The sequence below is a fragment of the Cellulomonas sp. NTE-D12 genome (assembly GCF_027923705.1).
In the GTDB taxonomy this organism is placed as follows: Bacteria; Actinomycetota; Actinomycetes; order Actinomycetales; family Cellulomonadaceae; genus Cellulomonas.
In genome coordinates, this window is the sequence record NZ_AP026442.1 from 324,725 (window position 1) to 345,681 (window position 20,957).

Annotated in this window: 23 protein-coding genes; 8 read left to right on the plus strand and 15 right to left on the minus strand. The window is 73.1% G+C overall.

Features of this window, described 5'->3' with window-relative positions; genetic code table 11:
• Positions 1–135: 135 nt before the first annotated feature.
• The gene (locus QMF98_RS01420; RefSeq protein WP_337974315.1) at positions 136–345 is read right to left on the minus strand and encodes a hypothetical protein; all 210 of its coding nucleotides are present in this window, start codon (positions 343–345) and stop codon (positions 136–138) included.
• A gap of 185 nt (positions 346–530) precedes the next feature.
• Between QMF98_RS01420 and QMF98_RS01425 the strand changes: the two genes are divergently transcribed.
• Positions 531–1,916 (plus strand): uracil-xanthine permease family protein, encoded by a 1,386-nt coding sequence (locus QMF98_RS01425; protein WP_337974316.1) that lies wholly within the window; start codon positions 531–533, stop codon positions 1,914–1,916.
• A 164-nt stretch (positions 1,917–2,080) separates the two neighbouring features.
• On the opposite strand, the gene QMF98_RS01430 is transcribed toward QMF98_RS01425, so the two are convergent.
• From QMF98_RS01430 to QMF98_RS01455, 6 genes are all read right to left on the minus strand, one after another.
• Positions 2,081–2,728: a LytR C-terminal domain-containing protein gene (locus QMF98_RS01430; RefSeq protein ID WP_337974317.1), complete on the minus strand. Its 648-nt coding sequence runs from the start codon at positions 2,726–2,728 to the stop codon at positions 2,081–2,083.
• Positions 2,725–3,021: a type II toxin-antitoxin system VapB family antitoxin gene (locus tag QMF98_RS01435; protein WP_337974318.1), complete on the minus strand. Its 297-nt coding sequence runs from the start codon at positions 3,019–3,021 to the stop codon at positions 2,725–2,727. The genes QMF98_RS01430 and QMF98_RS01435 overlap by 4 nt, the downstream gene beginning before the upstream one ends.
• A 78-nt stretch (positions 3,022–3,099) precedes the next feature.
• On the minus strand, positions 3,100–3,351 hold the full coding sequence (locus QMF98_RS01440; protein ID WP_337974319.1) for a DUF2630 family protein: 252 nt from the start codon (positions 3,349–3,351) through the stop codon (positions 3,100–3,102).
• 168 nt (positions 3,352–3,519) lie between these two features.
• Positions 3,520–3,723, minus strand: coding sequence for a cold-shock protein (locus tag QMF98_RS01445; RefSeq protein ID WP_337974320.1), 204 nt, complete (start codon positions 3,721–3,723; stop codon positions 3,520–3,522).
• A 168-nt stretch (positions 3,724–3,891) separates the two neighbouring features.
• Positions 3,892–4,578, minus strand: coding sequence for an SRPBCC family protein (locus tag QMF98_RS01450; RefSeq protein ID WP_337974321.1), 687 nt, complete (start codon positions 4,576–4,578; stop codon positions 3,892–3,894).
• 55 nt (positions 4,579–4,633) lie between these two features.
• Entirely contained in the window at positions 4,634–5,059 is a 426-nt protein-coding gene (locus QMF98_RS01455) for a VOC family protein (RefSeq protein WP_337974322.1), read from the minus strand.
• 126 nt (positions 5,060–5,185) lie between these two features.
• Here QMF98_RS01455 and QMF98_RS01460 point away from each other — a divergent pair, with 126 nt between their 5' ends.
• The 4 genes from QMF98_RS01460 to QMF98_RS01475 all read left to right on the plus strand — a co-directional run bounded on the left by QMF98_RS01460 (position 5,186) and on the right by QMF98_RS01475 (position 9,946).
• Entirely contained in the window at positions 5,186–6,073 is an 888-nt protein-coding gene (locus QMF98_RS01460) for an ABC transporter ATP-binding protein (RefSeq protein WP_337974323.1), read from the plus strand.
• Positions 6,060–7,823 (plus strand): efflux permease Rv1217c-related protein, encoded by a 1,764-nt coding sequence (locus tag QMF98_RS01465; protein ID WP_337974324.1) that lies wholly within the window; start codon positions 6,060–6,062, stop codon positions 7,821–7,823. Before QMF98_RS01460 ends, QMF98_RS01465 begins: the two co-directional genes overlap by 14 nt.
• Before the next feature lie 99 nt (positions 7,824–7,922).
• Entirely contained in the window at positions 7,923–9,428 is a 1,506-nt protein-coding gene (locus tag QMF98_RS01470; protein WP_337974325.1) for an MBL fold metallo-hydrolase RNA specificity domain-containing protein, read from the plus strand.
• Between the two features lie 77 nt (positions 9,429–9,505).
• The gene (locus QMF98_RS01475; protein ID WP_337974326.1) at positions 9,506–9,946 is read left to right on the plus strand and encodes a hypothetical protein; all 441 of its coding nucleotides are present in this window, start codon (positions 9,506–9,508) and stop codon (positions 9,944–9,946) included.
• A 103-nt stretch (positions 9,947–10,049) separates the two neighbouring features.
• On the opposite strand, the gene arcC is transcribed toward QMF98_RS01475, so the two are convergent.
• The 6 genes from arcC to QMF98_RS01505 all read right to left on the minus strand — a co-directional run bounded on the left by arcC (position 10,050) and on the right by QMF98_RS01505 (position 16,505).
• Positions 10,050–10,988: a carbamate kinase gene (gene arcC / locus QMF98_RS01480; RefSeq protein ID WP_337974327.1), complete on the minus strand. Its 939-nt coding sequence runs from the start codon at positions 10,986–10,988 to the stop codon at positions 10,050–10,052.
• A gap of 8 nt (positions 10,989–10,996) precedes the next feature.
• Positions 10,997–12,007: a putrescine carbamoyltransferase gene (gene ptcA, locus QMF98_RS01485; RefSeq protein WP_337974328.1), complete on the minus strand. Its 1,011-nt coding sequence runs from the start codon at positions 12,005–12,007 to the stop codon at positions 10,997–10,999.
• A gap of 195 nt (positions 12,008–12,202) precedes the next feature.
• A complete protein-coding gene (gene aguA / locus QMF98_RS01490; RefSeq protein ID WP_337974329.1) occupies positions 12,203–13,300 on the minus strand; it encodes an agmatine deiminase in 1,098 nt (365 codons plus the stop codon).
• 51 nt (positions 13,301–13,351) lie between these two features.
• Complete coding sequence (locus QMF98_RS01495) at positions 13,352–14,833, minus strand: APC family permease (RefSeq protein WP_337974330.1); 1,482 nt, start codon at positions 14,831–14,833, stop codon at positions 13,352–13,354.
• A gap of 180 nt (positions 14,834–15,013) precedes the next feature.
• On the minus strand, positions 15,014–15,643 hold the full coding sequence (locus QMF98_RS01500) for a TetR/AcrR family transcriptional regulator (protein WP_337974331.1): 630 nt from the start codon (positions 15,641–15,643) through the stop codon (positions 15,014–15,016).
• A gap of 400 nt (positions 15,644–16,043) precedes the next feature.
• Positions 16,044–16,505: a MarR family winged helix-turn-helix transcriptional regulator gene (locus tag QMF98_RS01505; RefSeq protein WP_337974332.1), complete on the minus strand. Its 462-nt coding sequence runs from the start codon at positions 16,503–16,505 to the stop codon at positions 16,044–16,046.
• Between the two features lie 100 nt (positions 16,506–16,605).
• Between QMF98_RS01505 and QMF98_RS01510 the strand changes: the two genes are divergently transcribed.
• A complete protein-coding gene (locus QMF98_RS01510) occupies positions 16,606–17,643 on the plus strand; it encodes an SDR family oxidoreductase (RefSeq protein WP_337974333.1) in 1,038 nt (345 codons plus the stop codon).
• On the opposite strand, the gene QMF98_RS01515 is transcribed toward QMF98_RS01510, so the two are convergent.
• Together QMF98_RS01515 and QMF98_RS01520 are read right to left on the minus strand one after the other, a co-directional pair.
• Positions 17,560–18,036 (minus strand): YbaK/EbsC family protein, encoded by a 477-nt coding sequence (locus tag QMF98_RS01515; RefSeq protein ID WP_337974334.1) that lies wholly within the window; start codon positions 18,034–18,036, stop codon positions 17,560–17,562. The two genes, QMF98_RS01510 and QMF98_RS01515, sit on opposite strands and share 84 nt — an antisense overlap.
• A gap of 25 nt (positions 18,037–18,061) precedes the next feature.
• Positions 18,062–18,523, minus strand: coding sequence for a ScoMcrA-related endonuclease (locus tag QMF98_RS01520; protein ID WP_337974335.1), 462 nt, complete (start codon positions 18,521–18,523; stop codon positions 18,062–18,064).
• 148 nt (positions 18,524–18,671) lie between these two features.
• On the opposite strand from QMF98_RS01520, the gene QMF98_RS01525 reads away from it, so the two are divergent.
• On the plus strand, positions 18,672–19,631 hold the full coding sequence (locus tag QMF98_RS01525) for an LLM class flavin-dependent oxidoreductase (RefSeq protein WP_337974336.1): 960 nt from the start codon (positions 18,672–18,674) through the stop codon (positions 19,629–19,631).
• Positions 19,632–19,912: 281 nt separating this feature from the next.
• The gene (locus QMF98_RS01530) at positions 19,913–20,917 is read left to right on the plus strand and encodes an ABC transporter substrate-binding protein (protein ID WP_337974337.1); all 1,005 of its coding nucleotides are present in this window, start codon (positions 19,913–19,915) and stop codon (positions 20,915–20,917) included.
• Positions 20,918–20,957 lie beyond the last annotated feature (40 nt).

The window sequence follows — 20,957 nt, forward strand, 5'->3', positions numbered from 1 at the left end:
CCAGGTTACGGGCAGATCGTGGCCTGCCCGTGACCTGATCGCAGCCGCGCCGAGACCTTGTGCGGACGCCGGTCCGGGCGGTTGTGACGACGACCACGTCGCCACGCGCCGAGCGCTACGGCTCGCCGCCTCGGCTCAGTGGCCGCTTCCGACGTCGGGCACCGGCGGCACGGGTGGCATCGGCGTCGTCGTGGCGCCGCCGAGGCCCGGTCCGGCGACCACGGGCCCGGTCGTCTCCTCGCGCTCGTCGGGTGCGGGTTCGGCCTTGGGCTCCGTCGCCTTGACCGGGTCGGGGACCTCGTCGAGGCCGGGCCGGGCGTCCTCAGGGGTCTGCGGGACGGTCATCGCGCACCTCCGGGGGGTTCGCGGCGGGCGGTCCGCTCCCGTGCGGCCCGGCACCGCCTTCTCGTCCGTCCGAGCGTCGCACGACCGCCGTGTCCACGCCCGCCGAGCCGCCCACGCGGGCTGTGCCCGGATCACTACTCTTCGTCCCGACGCCCGGGCTGGGCGCGCAGACGATGGAGGAACCGATGGCGTCCTTGTCCTCGAACGGGTCCCAGCGCTGGAGCTGGAAGCTGCACGGCGACGGGCGCACGATCGCCCCCGGCGCCGTGGTGTCCCCGGGTGAACGGCTCAGCTGGCCGCGGACCACCGGGATCGGCCTGCAGCATGTGGTGGCGATGTTCGGCGCCACCTTCCTGGTGCCGCTGCTGACCGGCTTCTCGCCGCAGACCACCCTGTTCTTCTCCGCGATCGGCACCATCGGCTTCCTGCTGATCACCGGCAACCGCCTGCCCAGCTACCTGGGCTCCAGCTTCGCGTTCATCGCGCCGATCGGTGCGGCGACGGCGAGCGGCGGCCAGTCCGTGGCGGTGGGCGGGATCCTGGTCACCGGCCTGCTGCTGGCGATCGTCGGCCTGCTGGTGCACGTCGGCGGGTCGCGCTGGATCGACGCCGTGATGCCCCCGGCGGTCACCGGCACGATCGTCGCGCTGATCGGTCTCAACCTCGCACCGGCGGCCTGGGGCTCCTGCTCGGCGTCCGGCTGCTCCGGCTTCCGTGCGTCCCCGGTGACGGCCATCGCGACGCTCGGCACCGTGATCCTGGTGACCGTGCTGTTCCGCGGGGTGCTCGGCCGCCTCGCGATCCTCGTCGGCGTCGTCGTCGGCTACCTGGTGGCCACCCTCCGCGGCGAGGTGAACTTCACCGCCGTGCGCCAGGCGTCGCTGGTCGGCCTGCCGCACTTCGTGGCGCCCAAGCTGGACGTGTCCGTCCTCGGCCTGTTCATCCCGGTGGTGCTGGTGCTGATCGCGGAGAACGTCGGCCACGTGAAGTCCGTCGCCGCGATGACGGGCCAGAACCTCGACCCGATCATGGGCCGCGCGCTGCTCGCCGACGGTGTCGCCACCACCCTGGCAGGTCTGGGCGGCGGCTCCGGCACCACCACCTACGCCGAGAACATCGGCGTGATGGCTGCCTCCCGCGTGTACTCCACCGCCGCCTACTGGGTCGCCGCCGCGACGGCGCTGATCCTGTCCATGTCGCCCACGTTCGGCGCCGCGATCGCCACGGTGCCGGCCGGTGTGCTCGGCGGTGCCGCGACGGTGCTGTACGGGATGATCGGCCTGCTCGGCGCCCGGATCTGGGTGCAGAACCGCGTCGACTTCTCCAACCCGGTGAACCTGTTCCCGGCGGCGATCGCCCTGGTGATCGGCATCGCCAACTTCAGCTGGACCGCCGGCAAGCTGCAGTTCCAGGGCATCGCGCTCGGCACCGCCGCCGCGATCGGCCTCTACCACCTGATGCGGGTGCTGGCGAAGTGGCGCGGCACGTCGCAGGAGCCGGCCACGCCGGCCTCTGTGCCCGGTGGCGCGGAGCTGTCCGAGGAGCCCTCGGTCGCCGCCGATCGGGTCTGACGGCCCGTCCGACGAAGGAGCGCCCCGCGGTCGTCACGACGCGGCCCGTCCGACGAAGGAGCGCCCCGCGGTCGTCACGACGCGGGGCGCTCCTTCGTGTCAGGGCGTGCGCGTCGGGACGCGGTGCCCGCACGGCGTGGCGCGCCGTCCGGGGGCTGTGCCCGTCAGGACTTGGTCGGCGTCGGCGTCGCCGCCGGCTTGGCGCTCGCCTGCGCCGCCAGCTGTTCGACCGGCACGCAGCCGGGCTGCCCGACGAGCGGCGTGCTCGGGTCGAGCCCGACCTGGTCGTTGGGGACCAGGGTGTCGAAGTCGCTGCCCAGCGTGACGTCCACCGTCGCGTCCTTGGGGTCGGCTCGGGCGATCAGCAGCAGCACGGGGTTCTTGAAGTGCGCGGCGACCGTGTACGCCTGCGCGACACCGGCCACGCCGAACGAGATCTGCTCGGAGCCGATGAACTGCGTGGTGGCGTTGGCGGTGGTGCCGATGGTGAACCCCGCCTGACCGAGCGCCACCGCCGCGGAGGCCGCCAGCCCCGCCCGGTTGGCGCCGTTGTAGACGTTCACCTTGATGGTGTTGGCCGCCACGGGCAGCGCGCCCTGCGGCGGGCACGGCGCCGGCTGACGCGTGACGCTCGGCGTCGGCTTGCTGGAGAAGCCGCGGGCGAAGAACGGCACGTTGAGGTTGCCGGTGTAGATCGCCGCTGCCGAGACGCCGGCCACCGCCAGGATCGCGAGCAGGATGCCGAAGATCACCGCCTGCCGCTCGTGCACGTGCCGGCGGCGCAGCGCGCGGGCGCGGTCCGGGTCGGTCATTCGATCACCAGCACGCGCGCGTGCAGCACCGGACGCTGCTGGAGCGCGGCACGGACGGCCCGGTGCAGCCCGTCCTCGAGGTACAGCACGCCCTTGTACTGCACCACGTGGGCGAACAGGTCGCCGTAGAAGGTGGAGTCCTCGGCCAGCAGCGCGTCGAGGTCCAGCGTGCGCTTGGTGGTGACCAGCTCGTCCAGGCGCACCTGGCGGGGGGCCACGGCAGCCCACTGCTTGGCCGTCGTCAGCCCGTGGTCGGGGTACGGACGGCTGTCCCCCACAGCCTTGAAGATCACGGACGCGAGTCTAGGGGGCCACGACCAGGCACGACGGGTCGACGCGTGAGGCACACCGTCCCCTCACCTCGACCACCCTCAGTCGAGGTACCCCTCGACCTCCGCGGCAGGCCGCTCGTGCGCGCCGTCGGGATCGGCGCCCGCCTCCCGCAGCGCGCGGCGCTGGCGCAGCAGGTCCCACGCCTGGTCGAGCTCCACCTCGAGCTGCGCGATCCGCTCGGCCGTCTGCACGTGGCCGTCCCCGGCCCGGCCCTGCTCGACGGCCTCTCGCAGCGCGTGCTCCTGAAGCATCAGCTGGTGGATGCGGTCCAGGATCTGCTGGTCGTCCACGGTGCCTCCCGGTGGCTGCGACGGCGTCGTCACCTGGGGCGCAGCATGGCACGGGGCGATCGGCCGTGGCATCCGGACGGTGCCCGACGCCCCCCGGACGCGCGAAGGGCGCCCCACCGCTGAGGTGGAGCGCCCTTCGTGTGCCGGCGCACGCCGGCGAGGCCGTGATCAGGCAGGCGTGACGTTCGAGGCCTGCGGGCCCTTCGGGCCCTGCTGCACGTCGAACGAGACGCGCTGGTTCTCCTCGAGCGAGCGGTAGCCGGACGAGGCGATGGCCGAGTAGTGGACGAAGACGTCCGGGCCGCCGTCCTCGGGGGCGATGAAGCCGAAGCCCTTCTCGGCGTTGAACCACTTCACGACGCCAGTAGGCATGTGCGTTCTCCTTGCGGTTGGTGTTCGACCCCGACGACCGGGACCGGTGAATCACGGTGGTCGTCGTCCGCTCCGGAGAACCGGGGGGAAGATCTCTGCACTGCGACTACGTCGGCCACCCTAACCGGAGGGTGTCCGACGCGGCAACGGTGTTCCGCTGCCGGCTGATCAGACGGCGACCCGCTCGGCGCGGTCGCGCAGGCCGCGCAGCATCTTCTGGGTCATGACGAAGCTGACCACGCTGACCGGCTCGACCAGCAGGGCGGCACCTCGGCGCGTGTAGCCGTACCGCTCGCGAACCACCAGCCGGGTGCCGCCGCCGCGGCCGCGGCGCAGCACGAACGCCCAGGTGAAGTCGTACGGCGGGGCGCCGGCGGACGACGTCGTGGACCCGGTGACGCCGACGGCTCCGCGGACCACCAGCGCCCGTCCGGGCTCCACGGCGACCACCTCGAGGGCCACCTCGGGGTGGAGCCGGAACGGGTCGCCCACCCGCACGTCCTGCCACCGGGCCTCCACCCGGTCGGCGGAACGCACGTCGCAGCCGACCAGGTTCTCCAAGCAGTCGTAGGAGTAGAAGCCGCCGCGACCCTGACCGAGCTGGGCCACCCACGGCCACACCTGGTCCGGCGCGGCCGCGATGCCGACGACGCGGGTGGCCACCAGGTCGGGGGAGGCGATCAGGTCGTCACCCGGCAGGTGGGCGTCGAGCTCCGCCTCGGTGGCGCCGAACTGCAGCATCCAGGTGCGGATCACGGGGAGCGCGGCACCGACCGCCATGGCCGCCGCGATGGCGAGCACACGGGCCGGCGGCCGCGGTGGCGGCGGGGGCAGCAGGGGCGTCCGCGTCGTCATGCGTCGAGCAGACCACCGGCCTCGCGCCCTGCGCCAGAGGCGAACGTCCCGCGGATCAGACGGTTGCCGGCAGGCCCGTCGTCTGGTCGGCGTGCTCCAGCGCGGACCGCAGGACGCCCGCCCAGCGGCCCGACTCGTCGACCACGAAGCAGAACTCGTTGCCCTCCGGGTCCTGCAGCACCACGTAGCCGTCACCGTTCTCCCGCAGCTCCTGGTGACCGGTGCGGTGCGCACCGAGCGCCTCGGCACGGGCCACCGCGGCAGCGGCGTCCGGCACGCGGACGTCCAGGTGCACCCGGTTCTTCGGGGCGGACCTCGGCTCGGGCACCTGCTGGAACGCCACGACCAGCGGCGTCGCGTCGACCACCGCCCAGCCCGGGTCGACCAGCGCCCACCGCGCCTCGAGCACCTGCGCCCAGAACCGCGCCAGCGCGGCCGGCTCCGCGCAGTCGACGACGACCTCCTGCACCACTGCTGCCATGGCCCGGACCGTAGCGGCCCCCGCCGACAGGCCGCCCTGACCCCGGGATTCGGTCTCCCGCAACCCCGTGGAGCGGGCCATGCTGGACGCAGGGGCTCCCTGCGAGGAGGTCCGAGGAGGTCGACGATGACCGCGGGCGGCTGGGCGATCGAGACGGCGGGCCTGACCAAGCGGTTCGGCTCGGTGCTGGCGCTGGACCGGCTGGACCTGACGGTGACGCCGGGGGAGACGTTCGGCTTCCTGGGGCCCAACGGTGCCGGGAAGTCCACCACCATCCGCCTGCTGCTCAACCTGATCCGGCCGGACGCCGGCACGGCGCGGGTGCACGGCATCCCCGTGACGGACGTGCGGCGGGCGCACCGGCACATCGGGTACATGCCCGGCGACGTGGCGCTGTGGCCGCAGCTGACCGGCACCGAGACCCTCGAGCTGTTCGCCAACCTCGCCGGCGGGGTCGACCCGGCGTACCGCGCGGAGCTGCTCGAGCGCCTGCAGCTGGACCCGTCCCGCCGCGTGGCCACCTACTCGCGCGGCACCCGGCAGAAGCTGGCGCTGGTGGTCGCGCTGATGACCAGGGCTGACGTGCTGCTGCTGGACGAGCCGACGGCCGGTCTGGACCCGCTGATGGAGGAGGTGTTCCAGGCGCTGGTCCGCGAGGCGGCCGCGCGCGGCCAGACCGTCTTCCTCAGCTCGCACATCCTCGACGAGGTGCAGGACCTGTGCGACCGCGTCGCGATGCTGCGCGCCGGCCGGCTGGTGGAGGTGGCGACCCTCGACGAGCTGCGCCGGATGGGCGCGACCGTGGTGGAGCTGGTGGTCGACGGGCCCGTGCCGGCGCTGGCCGGTGTGCCCGGCGTCGCGGGCGTGGAGCCGATGCCCGGCGTGCTGGGTGGGCTGCGCGTGACCCTCGACGGGCCGCCGGCCGCCCTGCTGCGCGTGCTGGCCGACGTGCAGGTGGTGCGGCTGCGCACGCCGGAGCGCTCGCTGGAGGAGGCGTTCCTTGCGTACTACTGACGAGCGTCCGACCGCAGGGGGCGGTGCGGTGGCGCAGCGCTCGACGACCGCTGCGCTGACGGCGTCGGCCGGTGCGGGGACGCGGCAGACGGCGCCGACGGTTCGTCGCCACCACGTGCACCGGGCCGGTCCCGCGACCGGCGCTGCGGTCGTGCGGCGACCCGGTGGTGCGGGCACGGCCGCGACCCTGACCGTGCGGCTGCTGCGGCGTGGGACGGCGGCGATCGCGCTGGCCGCGGCGGCCTACGTGGCGATCGAGGGGATCACGTTCCGGGTGGCGTACCCCGAGGCGTCGGATCGCGCGACGCTGCTCGAGTGGTCGCGGAACCAGTCCATCCGGCTGATCTCCGGGCCCGGTGCCGGCGTGGACACTGTCGGCGGGTTCACGGTGTGGGACGCCGGCTGGATGATCGAGCTGGTGGTCGCGGCGTGGGCGATCACGACGACCGCGCGCGTGCTGCGCGCCGACGAGCGGACCGGCCGGCACGACCCGGTGCTGGCGCAGCCCCTGCGGCCGGTGCAGCTGCTCGGCGCCCAGCTCGGGGTGCTGCTCGGCGCCTGCGTGCTGATCGGGCTCGCTGCGACGGCCGCCTTCGTGGCGGTCGGTGGTCAGCTGACCGGGTCGGTGCTGATGGGCGGCCTGCTGGCGGGGTTCGCCGGCACCGCGGTGCTGCTGACCGCGGTGACCAGCCAGCTGTTCGGCTCCCGCGGCGGGGCCGCGGGCGTGGCGGCCGCGGTGATCGGCATCGCGCTGCCGCTGCGGGTCGCCTCGAACAGTGCGCCGTCGCGGGCCTGGCTCGGCTGGCTCACACCGTTCGGCTGGACCGACCACCTCGCACCGTTCGGTGCGAACCGGGTGGCGGTGCTGGCGGTGCCGCTCGGGGTCGTCGTCGTGCTCGGCGCCCTGGCCGTGCGGCTGCGGCTGCGCCGCGACACCGGCGCCGGGCTGCTGGTGCGGCGCCGGGCCGACCGGTCGCGGCACTGGGGACTGAGCAGCCCGGTGGCGCTCGCGACGCGGACGGGGCTGGGGTCGCTGCTCGCGTGGGCCGGTGCCCTGGTGGTGTGGCTCGGGATGTTCGGCTCGCTGGTGCCGACGGTGACGGGGTTCCTCGACCAGGACCCGTCGTACCAGCAGCTGCTGTCCGCGATGGGCATGGCGCCCGGCGACTACGTGCGGGGGTTCGTCGGCATGGTGGGCACCATCGCCGGTGTCGCGGTCGCGGTGCAGGTCGCGTTCCGGGTCGGTGCCGCCCGGGCGGAGGAGGCCGCCGGACGGCTCGACCTGCTGCTGGCCGGTCCGCTGCCGCGGTGGCGGTGGCTGGCGGGCCACGTGGTGGTCCTGGTGGTCGGTGCGGTGGGGCTGGTCGCCGTGGCGGGTGCCGCGTTCTGGGTGGGCGCCACGTCCGCCGGTGCCGACGTCACGGTGCCGGACGCGGTGGTGTCGGCGCTGAACCCGCTGCCGGTGGTGCTGCTGTTCGCCGGGATCGACGTGCTGCTGCTCGGCCTGGCACCTCGCCTGGTGGTACCCGTCGGCACCGGCGTCGCGGTCGCGGCGTACCTGCTGCAGACCCTCGGCCCGCTGCTGAAGTGGCCCGACTGGGTGCTGAACCTCTCGCCGTTCCACCACCTCGCCACGGTGCCGATCGCCGACGTGGCGTGGCCCGCGGCCTGGGTGATGACGGGGATCGCCGTGGCACTGGCGGCGGCCGGCGCGGCGGCGCTGTGGCGGCGCGACCTGGTGGGCGCCTGAGGATCTCGCCTGGTCAGCGTCCTGCAAGGCCCTCCCACCGGACCGCGGCGAGGTGGAGACTGACAGCGAGGACATCGTCGTCCGAAGGATGTGAGCACCATGTCCGCCCAGTCGCCGTCCGCCTCCACGCCCCGCGACCCCACGCCGGCTGCGTCGTCACCCGCCTCGTCGTCGGCCGGCTGGTCGACCCCGCGCCGGCCGCAGCGTCGGCCCACCCTCACCTTCCTCGGCGCGGCCGGGACCGTGACCGGCAGCAAGTTCCTGGTGGAGACGCCAGACGCGCGCGTCCTCGTCGACTGCGGGCTGTTCCAGGGGCCGCAGGAGTGGCGGCGACGCAACTGGGACCGGCTGCCGGTGGAGCCGTCCAGCATCGACGCCGTCGTGCTGACCCACGCGCACCTCGACCACTGCGGGTACCTGCCGCTGCTGACGCGGCACGGCTTCAGCGGCCCGGTGGTGTGCAGCCGCGACACCGCACGGCTGGCGAGCATCGTGCTGCGGGACGCCGCGCACCTCGAGGAGGAGCAGGCCGAGTACGCCCGCGACGCCGGGTTCAGCAAGCACTCGCCGGCCCTGCCGCTGTTCGACAGCTCGGACGCCGAGCAGGCGATCTCCCTGTTCCGGCCGCACGACGGCCCCGAGCCGGCGGCCCTGCCCGGCGGCATGCAGGTGTCCCTGCACCCGTCGGCGCACATCCTCGGCTCGAGGTTCGCGGTGCTCGACGTCGACGGCGTCCGCGTGCTGTTCACGGGGGACATGGGACGGCCGGTGCACCCGCTGCTGCAGCCGCCCGCTCCCGCGGTGGACGCCGACGTGGTGGTCACCGAGTCGACGTACGGCAGCCGCCTGCACGAGCGCGGCGGCCGGGAGGCGCTCGCGGCCGCCGTGACGCGGACGGTCGGTCGCGGTGGCGTGTGCCTGCTGCCGGCGTTCGCCATCGACCGCACGGCGGTGCTGCTGGTGACGCTGGCGGAGCTGCGGGAGCAGGGGGCGATCCCGGACGTGCCGATCTACGTCGACAGCCCGATGGCCCTGCGTGCCCTCGAGGTGTATCGGCAGGCCTTCACGGCGCACGAGCCGGCCCTGCGGCCGGAGGTGCTGGCCGCCCATGCGGTGCTCGCGGCCCCGGGCGTCCACCTGGCCAGCACCCGTGAGCAGTCCGAGCGGCTGAACCACCCCGACCACCCGTGCGTGATCATCTCGGCCTCCGGCATGGCCACCGGCGGGCGGGTGCTGCACCACCTCGCCTCCCAGCTGCCGGTGCGCGACAACGCCGTGATCCTCACCGGCTACCAGGTGGCCGGCACGCGCGGCGCTGCGCTCGCGGAGGGCGCCCGGCAGGTGAAGATCCACGGCGAGTACGTGCCGGTCCGTGCGGAGGTGGTGGTGATCGACGGCTTCTCGGCGCACGCCGACGCCGACGAGCTGATCGCCTGGTTCTCGACCGTCGCCCCGCCGCGCACCGCCTACGTGGTGCACGGCGAGCCGGACTCCGCCGAGACGTTCGCCGAGCGGCTCGACGACGAGCTCGGCTGGAACGCCGTCGTACCGCGCTACCTCGAGCGCGTGGTGCTGCGCGCCCGGGTGGACCCGGCGCCGCGATGAAGTCCGCCGCGCACGTCGGGGCTCCGAGGGGCGGCGGCCGAACCACCGTGTGGCGGTCGCGCGCGCTCGTCGTAGCGATGCTGCTGGGCACCGCCGGCCTGGTCGGTCTGTGGGCGCCGGACCGCGCGGCGGCGAGCTGTGCAGCGCCGCAGGTCTGGGTCGGCGTCGGGACGGTGCCACCGACGCCGGTGGCGCAGTCCGACCAGGCGCTGGTCGTCCGACGCGGCGACCGGCTGGTGGTGCGCGGCGAGCTGTTCCACACGGGGTGCGAGGACACCAGCAGCACGGGGCCGGGCTGCAGCGGACCGCCGCCGTCTGACCGGGAGCGGCCGATCGCGGACGTCCTGCTGTCCCTGCAGCAGGGTGCGAGCGCCTGGCCGCTGGGCTCGGCGGCAGCCGGACCCCGTTCGGAGCACTACCCGGTCGCGTTCGACGTGGTGGTGCCCGACTCCGTCTCGCCGGGCGCAGCGACCCTCCGGGTGGGATCGGTCGACGTCCCGCTGGCGGTGCAGGTGTAGGCGGTGCACCGAGGGCGGGGAAGGTTCTCGCGCCGTACGCCCGGTGTACGTACACGGGGCGTACAGCGTGAGAGAGCGGTCCGCTGTCCCGCGGACGCAGCCGTCAGGAGTGGATGACCGTGCCCGTCGCGCCGCTCATCGCCAGCGGCGCCTTCTCGAGGGCGCAGATCACCGCGCGTCGGCCGGGGCCGCTGGCGACGAAGCCCATCGCCGCCTGCACCTTCGGCAGCATCGACCCGGCGCCGAACTGACCCTCGTCCACGTACCGCTGCGCGGTCGCCAGGTCGAGGTCGTCCAGGTCCTGCTGGTCCGGGGTCCCGAACCCGATCGCCACCTTCTCCACCGCCGTGAGGATGAACAGGTAGTCGGCGCCGACCACCTCGGCCAGCTTCGCCGAGGCGAAGTCCTTGTCGATCACCGCCCGCACGCCGTGGTGGTCCCCGTCGGTGTCCCGGACCACGGGGATCCCGCCGCCGCCGCACGCCACCACGATGAACTCGTGGTCCAGCAGGTTGAGGATCGAGTCCCGCTCGACGATGTCCACCGGCCGGGGCGACGCCACGAGGGTGCGCCAGCCCCGTCCGGCGTCCTCGGCCATCACCAGACCAGGCGTGGCGGCCATCATCCGGCGCGCGGTGAGCTCGTCGTAGAAGCCGCCGATCGGCTTGGTCGGCCCGGCGAACGCGGGGTCGTCCGGGTCGACCTCCACCCGGGTGACCACCGAGGCGACGTGCCACGGCATGCCGACTCGCCGCAGCTCGCGGGCGATGCCCTGCTGCAGGTGGTAGCCGATGTACCCCTGGCTCATGGCCGTGCACTCGGGCAGGTCCAGCGCGGCGACCCGGTCGTTGTGCCGGGAGGCGATCCCGAACGCCAGCTCGATGGCGCCGACCTGGGGCCCGTTGCCGTGGGACACGATGATCTCGTGCCCCTGGGCGATCAGGCCGACCAGCGCAGGGGCTGCGGCGTCGATCCGCTCCTGCTGCTCGGCGGTGCAGGTACCCAGGGCGTTGCCGCCGAGGGCGATGACGATGCGTGACATCCCGGCGCTCAGAGGATGCCGGCGAGCACGGACTCGAGCTCGGCCTTCGCTGCGGCGACCCTGATCGGGTTCGGCACCTCGGGCCGCAGGAAGTACACGAGCAGGGCCCGCTGTGCGGTCAGCCGGTTGCCGGCCTGGTCGAACGCGATGGAGAAGTCCGCGTCGAGCACGTCGTCGGTGACCTCCTCGCCACGGGTGGCGGGCAGGCAGTGCATGAACTTCGCGTCCGGGCCCGCCAGCGACATCAGCTCGCGGTTCACCTGGTAGGTGGGCATGAAGGCGGCCAGCCGCTCGGCCTCCCCGAGCTCGGCCTCGTAGTCGCCGTACCAGACGTCGGTGTAGACGAAGTCCGCGCCGGCCAGCGCCTTCGCGGCGTCGTCGGTCACCAGCACGCTGCCGTGCGACGTCTCGCAGTTGGCCCGCCCGATGGCCTGCAGCTCCGGCTTCAGCTGGAACCTCTCGGGACCGAACTGCACGAACTCCATGCCCATCTTGGTGGTGATCATCATCAGCGAGGCGCACACCTGGGTGGCGTCGCCGACGAACACCACCTTGCAGTCCTCCAGCCGCTTCCCCGCCGGCAGGTGCTCGACCATGGTGATCAGGTCGCCGATCTCCTGGGTCGGGTGGTTGTAGTCCGACATGCCGTTGAGCACCGGGATGGTGGCGTACCGGGCCAGGTCCGCCACGGTGTGGTGCCGCGCGACGCGGGCCATCACCACGTCGACCAGGCGGGACAGCACGCGGGCGGTGTCCTCCATCGACTCGTGGCCGCCGAGCTGGATCTGCCCGGGGGCCAGGTACTGCGCGTGTCCGCCGAGCTGAGACATCGCCGTCTCGAAGGACACGCGGGTGCGGGTGGACGACTGCTCGAAGATCATGCCGAGCGTGCGGCCTGCCAGCAGCGGCGGGAAGTACCCGGCGCGCACGCAGCGCTTGAGGCTGAGGCCGAGGTGGACCAGGTCGAGCACCTCGTCCTTGGTGAGGTCCTGGGTGTCGATGAAGTGGCGGGGGGACATGGCTCTCTCCTGCTGGTTCGGGGCTGGATCTGGGTGTGCGGGGTCGGCCGAGCGCGGTCGGGTCGCCGCGGGTGCGGGAGCAGGACCGGTCGGATGCCGGGGGATCGATGACGGCGTCGTCGCGGCGCCGGTCGGGCTGGCCCCTTCGGGGCCGGATGGAGGCCCTGGTCAGGGCCGGAGGTGCGGGACCTGAGGTCAGCGCCCCGAGGGCTGCTGCTGGGTGATGCAGTGCACGTTGCCGCCGCCGAGCAGGATCTCCCGGCCGGGGACGGTGACGACGCGCCGCGGGGCGAACAGCTGCGTGTACGCCGCGACGGCTGCGTCGTCGTGTGGGTCGTCGAACACCGGCAGCACCACCAGGTCGTTGCCGATGTAGGAGTTCACGTAGCTGCCAGCGAGCCGGTCGCCGACCTCGCGGGGGAGCGTGCCCTCGATCGAGTCGACCCCGCGCGACTCCTCCTCGGTGATGAAGATCGGCCCGGGCTGGTGGATCTTCACCACCTCGAACGACCGACCGCGCGCGTCCGTCGTGGACTCCAGCACCTTCAGCGCCGCGGCCGACCGCTCGAACTGCGGGTCGGTCTCGTCGTCCGTCCACGTCAGCATCACCACGCCCGGCCGCACGAACCGGCAGAAGTTGTCCACGTGACCGTTCGTCTCGTCGAGGTACACGCCGTACGGCAGCCAGACGACGACCTCGACCCCGAGGTGGTCGCGCAGCTGCTGCTCGATGTCCGCCCTGGTCAGGTCGGGGTTCCGGCCGGCCGACAGCAGGCACTCCTCGGTGACCAGCACCGTGCCCTCGCCGTCGACGTCGATCGAGCCGCCCTCGAGCACCAGCGGTGCGCGGTACCGGTCGACCCCCTCGATCTCGAGCACCTTGCGGGCCACGGCGTCGTCGGCCGCCCACGGGAAGTACAGCCCGTCGACCAGGCCGCCCCACGCGTTGAAGACCCAGTCCACGCCGCGTACGTCGCCCTCGTCGTTCACCACGAACGTGGGGCCGGTGTCGCGCATCCAGGAGTCGTCGTTGGACATCTCGACCACCCGGACGTGCTCGGGGAGCTGGCTGCGGGCGTTGTCGTACTGCCGCGCGGACACCGCGACGGTGACGGCCTCGGTCTGCGCGATGGCGGTGGCCACCGCGGTGAACGCGGCCTGCGCGGGCTTGCCGCCGAGCCGCCAGTTGTCCGGGCGCTCCGGCCAGACGAGCCAGCAGCCGGTGTGGTGGGCCCACTCGGCCGGCATGCGGTAGCCGTCGGCGGCGGGGGTGGAGCTGTGCGTGCGTGCCATGGGAGGCGACCTTCCTGAGGCGTCGGTGGTCGTGGGATCAGGTGGGTGCGGTCAGTCGACGACCGCGAGCTCGGGCTCCGCGTCGGGGTCCTCACCGCGCTCCAGCGCGCGGTCCCGGGTCCAGCGCGGTGCGCGGGCGCAGAAGGACTCCTGGATGCCGACGGTGATGGCGAGCCCGACGAGGATCGAGCCGGTCACGGCCCACGAGAAGTCGTACGGGTTCCAGACGAAGAACACCGCCGCAGCCGTCAGCAGGGCCGTCGGCACCCACGTGACCAGCCACGTCATGGTCCGACCACCGGGTACCTGGTAGGGCCGCACCCGGTCCGGGTCGATGCGACGCAGCTTGCCGAACGCCAGCATCATCACGATGTAGGGCAGCAGGAAGATCACCGACGAGAACGCGAACAGGTTCCAGAACACCTCGTCGATCGACCCGCCGGTCACCGAGAACAGCACGGCGTACGCCAGCGTGAACACCGTGCCGACCAGCGAGCAGAGCATCGCGGCGCCGACGGGCGTGCCGCGGTCCGGGTGCGTACGGGCGAACACCTTGGGCAGGTCACCCTGCTGGGCGGACTCCGCGGCGGCGATGTTCGCGCCGATGGTCCACGGCACCAGGCTGGCGAAGAAGCAGAACAGGGCGCCGATGCCGAGGATGGTCACCACGGTGCTCGCGACGCCGGAGTCGCCGAAGCCACGGCGCAGCGCGTCGACGAGGCCGGTCGTCTTCGAGATCTCGTCGGCCGGCACGATGAGCTGCATGCCGACCGTCGCCACCAGGTAGAACGCACCGATCAGAGCACCGGCGATCGCGATGGTCCGCGGGACGTCCCGGCGTGGGTTCTCCATCTGGGTGGACGCGGACGACATCAGCTCGAAGCCGAGGAAGTTGTAGATGACGATCGGCAGCGCCGCGATGAACGCCGGCAGCGTGTGGGTGGGGATCACGGAGCCGAGCGACCAGGTGGTGGCCGAGCCGTGGTGGGCGGTGTAGATGCCGCCGGCGACGGCCAGCGCGACGATCACCGCGATGGTGATGCCCGCGCCGAGGTTGGACACCCACGTGCCGGTCTTCAGGCTGCGGGCGTTCACCCAGTAGTTGATCCAGATCAGCGTGACGGTCACCGCCACCTGCACCCAGAAGTTCAGGTGCCCGTCGAAGAACATCGACGAGATGGCCCCGGAGAACATCAGGTACACGCTGGGGACCCACAGGCCGACGTTGAGCCAGTACCACCACGACACCCGCGTGCCCCAGCGGTTGCCGAACGCCCGGACCACCCAGGCGTAGATGCCGCCGGCGTCGGGGTAGGCGCTGCCGAGCTCGCTGGTGACCAGGCCGTAGGGGACGAAGAAGACGACGATGATCGCGACCGTCCAGAAGATGGCGGTCGGGCCGACGGCGGCCGTCACGGTCAGCTGCGACAGCAGCAGCATCGCCGCCACCGAGAACAGCACCATGTCGAACATCCGGAACGTCTTGCGGGTCCCTGTGTCGGCCGTCGGGGGACGGTCCGTCTGCGCGGTCATTGCAGCTCCTTTGCGTGGCGTGCCGCTGTGCCGAGTCGCGCACGTCGCACCGGGGGAGCCGCTCGCGGTCGCGAGGTCTGGTCCGAACATGTACAAACGTACAACTTCTCGTGTTGTACAAACGTACATGTGACGAGATTGAGGCCTAGGGACCTTCGTCCTGCGGTGCGGTCGAGCTGGCTACGGCTGCACGCAGAGCCGTTCGACCACCACGCGCAGCCGGATGGTCAGGTCCGGCACGCTGAGCTCGGCGTTCGAGACGGCCTCGAGCATCAGGCCGTCCACCAGGCACGCGACGATCTGCACCGCCTGCTCGCGCGGCACCGCCGGGTCGGTCGGCGGCAGCACCCGGTCGACCAGCTCGCCGATCATCCGCGACCAGGCGCGCGCCTCGTGGCGGACCACGCCGTTGCGCGTCGCCTCCATGAACATCTCGAACAGGGCCAGGTCGTACAGCGGGTCGGCCACCGTCTTGTCGAAGAACATCTCGGTCAGCACCTCGAGCGCCCGGTCGACGTCCGGCACCTCGTGCAGCGCGTCGACGATGGACGCCAGCCGCACCGCCTCCGCCTCACGGGCGTGCGCCATCGTCTGGAGCAGCAGGTCGTCCCGGTCGGTGAAGTAGTACGTCGTCGACCCGAGGGGAACCTGCGCCACCTTGGCGACCGCGCGGTGCGTCACCGCGGAGGCGCCCCCGGTTCCGAACACCCGGACCGAGGCGTCGAGGATCTGTTCGCGCTTGCGCTCACCGGTGGTGGTCTTGGCCCGCGACCCGTTGCTGCCGGTCCCCGTCGAGTGCCCCTCTGCCACCGAATCCGCTCCCGTCGTCGACCCTGACCACCTCGGGGTGCAGGCTAGCGCCGGGACCGGGCCCGCCCCTCGGGACCGAGGCCGGCCAGCGGCCGAGACGCGGGCCGTGGCGCGGCGGTGCGGCACCGGCGACTTGTCGCTCGTCACGTCCGCCCTCCCTCCCCGGAGTGCGATCCGGGCGGGGTGTTCCTTTCGGGCGTGTACGCCTGCCGTACGTACACCAGGCGTACACGCGGAAAAGGCCCGGTCGGGTGGGTGCGACACGCTCCGCATCGCACCAGCCGGCCTGGCGCGCACCGACCGGCGTGGCGCGCACCGACCGTCGTGGCGCGCGGACGGCGCGCACCGGACGTCGCTGCCTCGAGGCGCGGGGCGTCCCGGGATGGTGCGGGGTGCCTGGTCAGGCGCGCGCGCGACGGCGCTCGATCGCGGCGCCGGCGGGACCGTCCGCGACGAGGGCGCGCAGCACCCGGACGGTCCGCTCCGTGGCCCCGTCGTCCGGGAGTGCGGCCGCGAGCTGCCCGTGGAAGACCTTCTCGACCTCGGCGACGCGTGCCGCGAGGTCGGCGCCGGAGGGGGTCAGGCGCAGCCGGGTCAGGCGGCCGTCGGCCTCGTCGGGAACCTGCTCCGCCCAGCCTGCGGCGACCACCGTGCGGGTGAGGCGGCTCGGGCTGCCCGTCTCGCACACCAGCAGGGCGCCGAGCTCCTTGACCGACAACGGTTCGTCGCTGCCGGCGAGCACGGTGAGCACCTCGGCCTGCGCCGGGGTGACGCCGAGGGGACGCAAGGCCTCGGTGAGCCGCCGGTTGCCCTCGCGCTGCGCGGCCAGCACCAGGTAGCGCAGCTCCTCGATGCGATCCACGAGGTCACCATACCGGTGACACAACATGCGTGACATGCCTTGCATCGGTCAGGCCAGCGGAGCAGACTCGGTGACACGTCATCGAACTGGAGGAGGACCCATGATCGCCGTCATCGGAGCAACCGGGTTCGTCGGAGCGGCCCTGACCCGTCGGCTGCTCGCAGCCGGCCCTGCGGGGGGCGGTCGTCCCGAGCCGGTCCGCGTGCTGGTCCGCGACGAGGCGCGGGCCCGCGCCCGGCTCGGCGGTGCCGGGGCCGAGCGGTTGGACGTCGTCGTCGGCGGCATGCACGACGAAGCCGCGCTCGACGCCCTGCTCGCCGGGGCCCGCGCCGTCTACGTGCTGGTGCAGACCGTCACCGCCCGGCAGCCCGACGGCGCCGGGGACTTCGCCGACGCGGAACGACGAGCCACCGAGCTGCTGGTCGCGGCCGCCCGCCGCGCCGGCACCCGCCGGCTGCTCACCGTCGGGCTGATCGGCGCCCGGGCGCAGGCGACCAACCCGTGGGTGCGCTCGCGGGTGGCCGTCGAGCGGCAGCTGCTCGGCAGCGGGCTCGACGTGACGGTGCTGCGGCCCGGGCTCGTCGCCGGCAAGGGCGGGGCCGGGTTCGACGACCTGCTGAGGGCCGCCCGCCGCCCGGTCGCAGCGATCCGCGGTGCGGGACGGCAGCACTGGTCGTGGATCGCGCTCGACGACCTGGTCGGCTACCTGGTGGACGCGCTCGACGAGCCGGAGACGTACGGCCGGGTGCTCGACGTCGGCACCGTCGACGCCCCGACCTACCGCGAGCTGGTCGCCGCGACGGCGGCTGCGCTGGGCCGGCCGACGCCGCCCGTCATCGGGCTGCCGCGGGGCGTGCTGCACCTGGTGGCACCGCTGCTTGAGCGCGTCGGCGGACACCCGCGTGGCGGTCTGCGGGCTGCCCTGGACCACCTGGCCGACGACCTCGTGGGCGACCCCGTGCCGATCCGCGGGCTGCTGCCGCGGGACCTGCTCGACTGGGACGCCTGCGTGCACGCAGCGATCGAGCAGGCGCCGGCGGTGGTGACTGGGGGGTCAGTCGGGCAGTCGGGAGACGGTCACCCACCCCGCCGGCCGGGCGACCGTCTCCAGCTCGTCGCACGTCAGCTCGATGGCTGAGGCGGCGTCGCCGCACGCCGGGAAGACCGAGTCGAACCGCTGCAAAGACGTGTCCAGCCACACCGTGGCGGACTCGGGGTTGCCGAACGGGCACACCCCGCCGGGCTCGTGGCCCGTCAGCCGCTCGACCTCGTCCCCACCCAGCATCCGCGCCTTCAGCCCGAATGCCTGCTTGAAGCCGGCGTTGTCCAGCCGGGCGTCGCCGGCCAGCACGACGAGGATCGCCGTGTCCGGGTCGGCCCCGCGGAAGCTGAGCGTCTTGGCGATCCGCTGCGGGGCGACCCCCAGCGCCTGCGCCGCGAGCTCGACGGTGGCGCTGGAGTGCTCGGTGACGATCACGTCGTCGGCGCGCCCGTACCGGGCGAGGTGGCTGCGGGCGCGGTCCAGGGACATCGGGGGTCGCTCCTCGTCGGGCGGCTCAGCCGCAGCTGTCGCAGATGCCGGTGGCGGGCAGCGCCATGAAGCACGTCGGGCAGATCGCCGGCGCCTCGTCGGCCACGGCCGACCGCGACGGCGTGGTCCGCGGGGTGGACGTCCTGGTGGAGGCGGCGCGCGGCGCGCGCGCTGCGGGGCGGGCGGCGGCGGCCCGCGCGGCGGAGGCCGAGAACGGCTCGTGCACCTCGAAGCCGCGCTTGCGCAGCAGCGCGACGGCGGCGTCCATGCCGTGGAACTCGTCGGCCGGTGCGAGGCGGCCGGTGGCCAGCCGGTGCGCGACGCCGAGCACCGCACGCGCGTCGTAGCTCAGGCCCTCGTGGACCACCGTGTACTCCGGCTGCGCGGTGAACCCGTACAGGCGGAGGAACTCCTCACCGCCGCGGGTGTCGTACTCGGCGAGTGTCTGGATCACGTGCTGTCGCAGGACGGAGGAGAAGGTGGCCACGGCCAGCCAGGGTACGTCGCGCGGCTGGACGTCCTGCGCGGGCGGCGGTGGCGGTCGCCGACCTCTCGGCAGCACAGGTGACTCTCGGACGGCGTCACCCGCGACACCCCGCAGCGGCGGCGTCGGACCCGTCGGCTAGCGTCGACACATGGCTGACCAGCGCCGTCACCCCCGTCGCTCCACCGCCGCCGCGGGCCGACCGCTCCGGGTCGGCGTCCAGCTGCCCGAGGTCGAGCGGGACGTCCGCTGGCCGGAGCTGCTGGACCTGGCGCGCCGCGCCGAGGACGTCGGCCTCGACTCGCTGTGGGTGGGCGACCACCTGCTGTACCGCTTCGCCGACGGGTCCACCCGCGGGCCGTGGGAGGCCGGCTCGCTGCTGGCCGCGCTCGCGGCCTCGACGTCGCGGGTGACCCTCGGCCCGCTGGTGGCGTGCACGGCCTTCCGCAACCCGGCGGTGCTGGCCAAGCAGGCGGCGACGCTCGACGAGATCAGCGGCGGCCGCTTCGTCCTCGGCCTGGGTGCCGGCTGGAACCCCGTGGAGTTCGCGGCGTTCGGCCTGCCCTTCGACCACCGCATCGCGCGGTTCGAGGAGGCGTTCACCATCATCCGGTCGCTGCTGCGCGACGGCTCCGTGGACTTCGTCGGGCAGTACTACTCGGCGCGCGACTGCGAGCTGGTGCCCCGCGGCCCGACGCCCGGCGGCCCCGCGCTGATGATCGGCTCGATCGGCCCCCGCATGCTGGCCGCCACCGCGCCGCACGTCGACTCGTGGAACGCCTGGTACGCCGATACGGGCAACACGCCGGACGGGGCCGCCGCCGCGGCGGAGCCCCTGGCAGCGGCACTGCGGGCGACCGGACGGGAGTCCGACGAGGTCGTGCGCACCGTGGCGGTCCTGCTCCGGCTGCCGGGCGGTACCGGCCGGACGATGGGGGACACCTCGGACTCCCAGCAGGTGCGCCCGCTCACCGGCTCGCCCGAGGAGCTGGCCGCGGGACTGCGCGCCTACGCCGACGCCGGCATCACCGAGGTGCAGCTGGTGCTCGACCCGATCACCGCCGGCTCGATCGAGGCGCTCCGCCCGGTGCTGGCGCTGCTCGACGCCTGACGTCTCCTCCGGGGGGCGAGCACGGAGCGGCCACGCCGTCACGGCGACGAAGCCGCTGATCACGCCCTCGAACCGAAATGTGAAGGATCACACTCGTCCCCACCTCGGCGGTCGTGCGACTGCCCATCCCCGCAGGTGAACAGGCACGTTACCCAATTGTTACCGCTCACAATCTTCCGCTGTGTCCGTTGTGAAGGTTAACGTCGCGCCCACGGACCTGGCTCAGCAGGTTTCCGGCTCAGTCCGGACGTGTCCGGGCTCAAAACAAGGAGGTTTTGAGGATGAGGAAGAGGCTGCTCGCTGGGCTAGCGCTGGCAGGGGCCATCGCGCTGGCGACGACGGGATGTTCGGGCACTGCCTCGGGCTCGACCGGCTCGACCGGCGCGAGCACGGCCGGTGGAGGTGCCGCGCACAAGGTGATCACGGTCGGGTTCGCGCAGACGGGCTCGGAGTCCGGGTGGCGCGCCGCCAACACGCAGTCGATGAAGGACGCGTTCTCCGAGGCGAACGGCTTCAAGCTGATCTTCAACGCCGCGGACAACAAGCAGGAGGCCCAGATCGCGGCCGTCCGCAGCTTCATCAACCAGGGCGTCGACGCCATCGTCATCGCGCCCATCACGGTCGACGGCTGGGACGACGTGCTCAAGGAGGCCAAGGCCGCCAAGATCCCGGTGATCCTCGAGGACCGGACGATCAACGTGTCCGACCCGAGCCTGTACGCCGCCTGGGTGGGCGACGACTTCAAGAAGGAGGGCGAGACCGCCGGCGCGTGGGCCAAGCAGAACGCGACGAGCCCGACCAACATGGTCGTGCTCGAGGGCACCACCGGCTCGGCCCCGGCGCTCGACCGTGCGACCGGCTTCACGGCCGGCTCGGCCGGTGCTCCCATCACCACCCTCGCCTCGCAGACCGGCAACTTCACGCGGGCCGACGGCAAGACCGTGATGGAGGGCTTCCTGCAGAAGTACGGCAACAAGATCCAGATGCTGTTCGCCCAGAACGACGACATGGGTCTGGGCGCGCTCGACGCGATCACCGCAGCCGGTCTGACCCCCGGCAAGGACATCAAGATCGTGACGATCGACGCCACGCACGACGGCCTGCAGGCGCTCGCCGACGGCAAGTTCAACTACGTCGTCGAGTGCAACCCGCTGCTCGGCCCGCAGGTGTCCGACCTGGTCAAGAAGGTCGTCGCCGGTCAGTCGGTGCCGAAGTCGCAGACCGCAACGGACCTGTCCTTCACGCAGGACCAGGCCAAGACGGCGCTGCCCAGCCGCAAGTACTGACCGCCAGGCCCTGTTGACGGGCGGGGGTCGGCCTCGTGCC

Coding starts and splice junctions, on each gene's coding strand:
- aguA (WP_337974329.1), bottom strand. CDS start 13,300: ATGGCACGCACGCACAGCTCCACCCCCGCCGCCGACGGCTACCGCATG.
- QMF98_RS01495 (WP_337974330.1), bottom strand. CDS start 14,833: ATGACCGCGCAGACGGACCGTCCCCCGACGGCCGACACAGGGACCCGC.
- QMF98_RS01445 (WP_337974320.1), bottom strand. CDS start 3,723: ATGCCTACTGGCGTCGTGAAGTGGTTCAACGCCGAGAAGGGCTTCGGC.
- arcC (WP_337974327.1), bottom strand. CDS start 10,988: ATGTCACGCATCGTCATCGCCCTCGGCGGCAACGCCCTGGGTACCTGC.
- QMF98_RS01420 (WP_337974315.1), bottom strand. CDS start 345: ATGACCGTCCCGCAGACCCCTGAGGACGCCCGGCCCGGCCTCGACGAG.
- QMF98_RS01450 (WP_337974321.1), bottom strand. CDS start 4,578: ATGACGACGCGGACGCCCCTGCTGCCCCCGCCGCCACCGCGGCCGCCG.
- QMF98_RS01425 (WP_337974316.1), top strand. CDS start 531: ATGGCGTCCTTGTCCTCGAACGGGTCCCAGCGCTGGAGCTGGAAGCTG.
- ptcA (WP_337974328.1), bottom strand. CDS start 12,007: ATGTCCCCCCGCCACTTCATCGACACCCAGGACCTCACCAAGGACGAG.
- QMF98_RS01530 (WP_337974337.1), top strand. CDS start 19,913: ATGAGGAAGAGGCTGCTCGCTGGGCTAGCGCTGGCAGGGGCCATCGCG.
- QMF98_RS01475 (WP_337974326.1), top strand. CDS start 9,506: ATGCTGCTGGGCACCGCCGGCCTGGTCGGTCTGTGGGCGCCGGACCGC.
- QMF98_RS01525 (WP_337974336.1), top strand. CDS start 18,672: ATGGCTGACCAGCGCCGTCACCCCCGTCGCTCCACCGCCGCCGCGGGC.
- QMF98_RS01455 (WP_337974322.1), bottom strand. CDS start 5,059: ATGGCAGCAGTGGTGCAGGAGGTCGTCGTCGACTGCGCGGAGCCGGCC.
- QMF98_RS01460 (WP_337974323.1), top strand. CDS start 5,186: ATGACCGCGGGCGGCTGGGCGATCGAGACGGCGGGCCTGACCAAGCGG.
- QMF98_RS01470 (WP_337974325.1), top strand. CDS start 7,923: ATGTCCGCCCAGTCGCCGTCCGCCTCCACGCCCCGCGACCCCACGCCG.
- QMF98_RS01430 (WP_337974317.1), bottom strand. CDS start 2,728: ATGACCGACCCGGACCGCGCCCGCGCGCTGCGCCGCCGGCACGTGCAC.
- QMF98_RS01510 (WP_337974333.1), top strand. CDS start 16,606: ATGATCGCCGTCATCGGAGCAACCGGGTTCGTCGGAGCGGCCCTGACC.
- QMF98_RS01515 (WP_337974334.1), bottom strand. CDS start 18,036: ATGTCCCTGGACCGCGCCCGCAGCCACCTCGCCCGGTACGGGCGCGCC.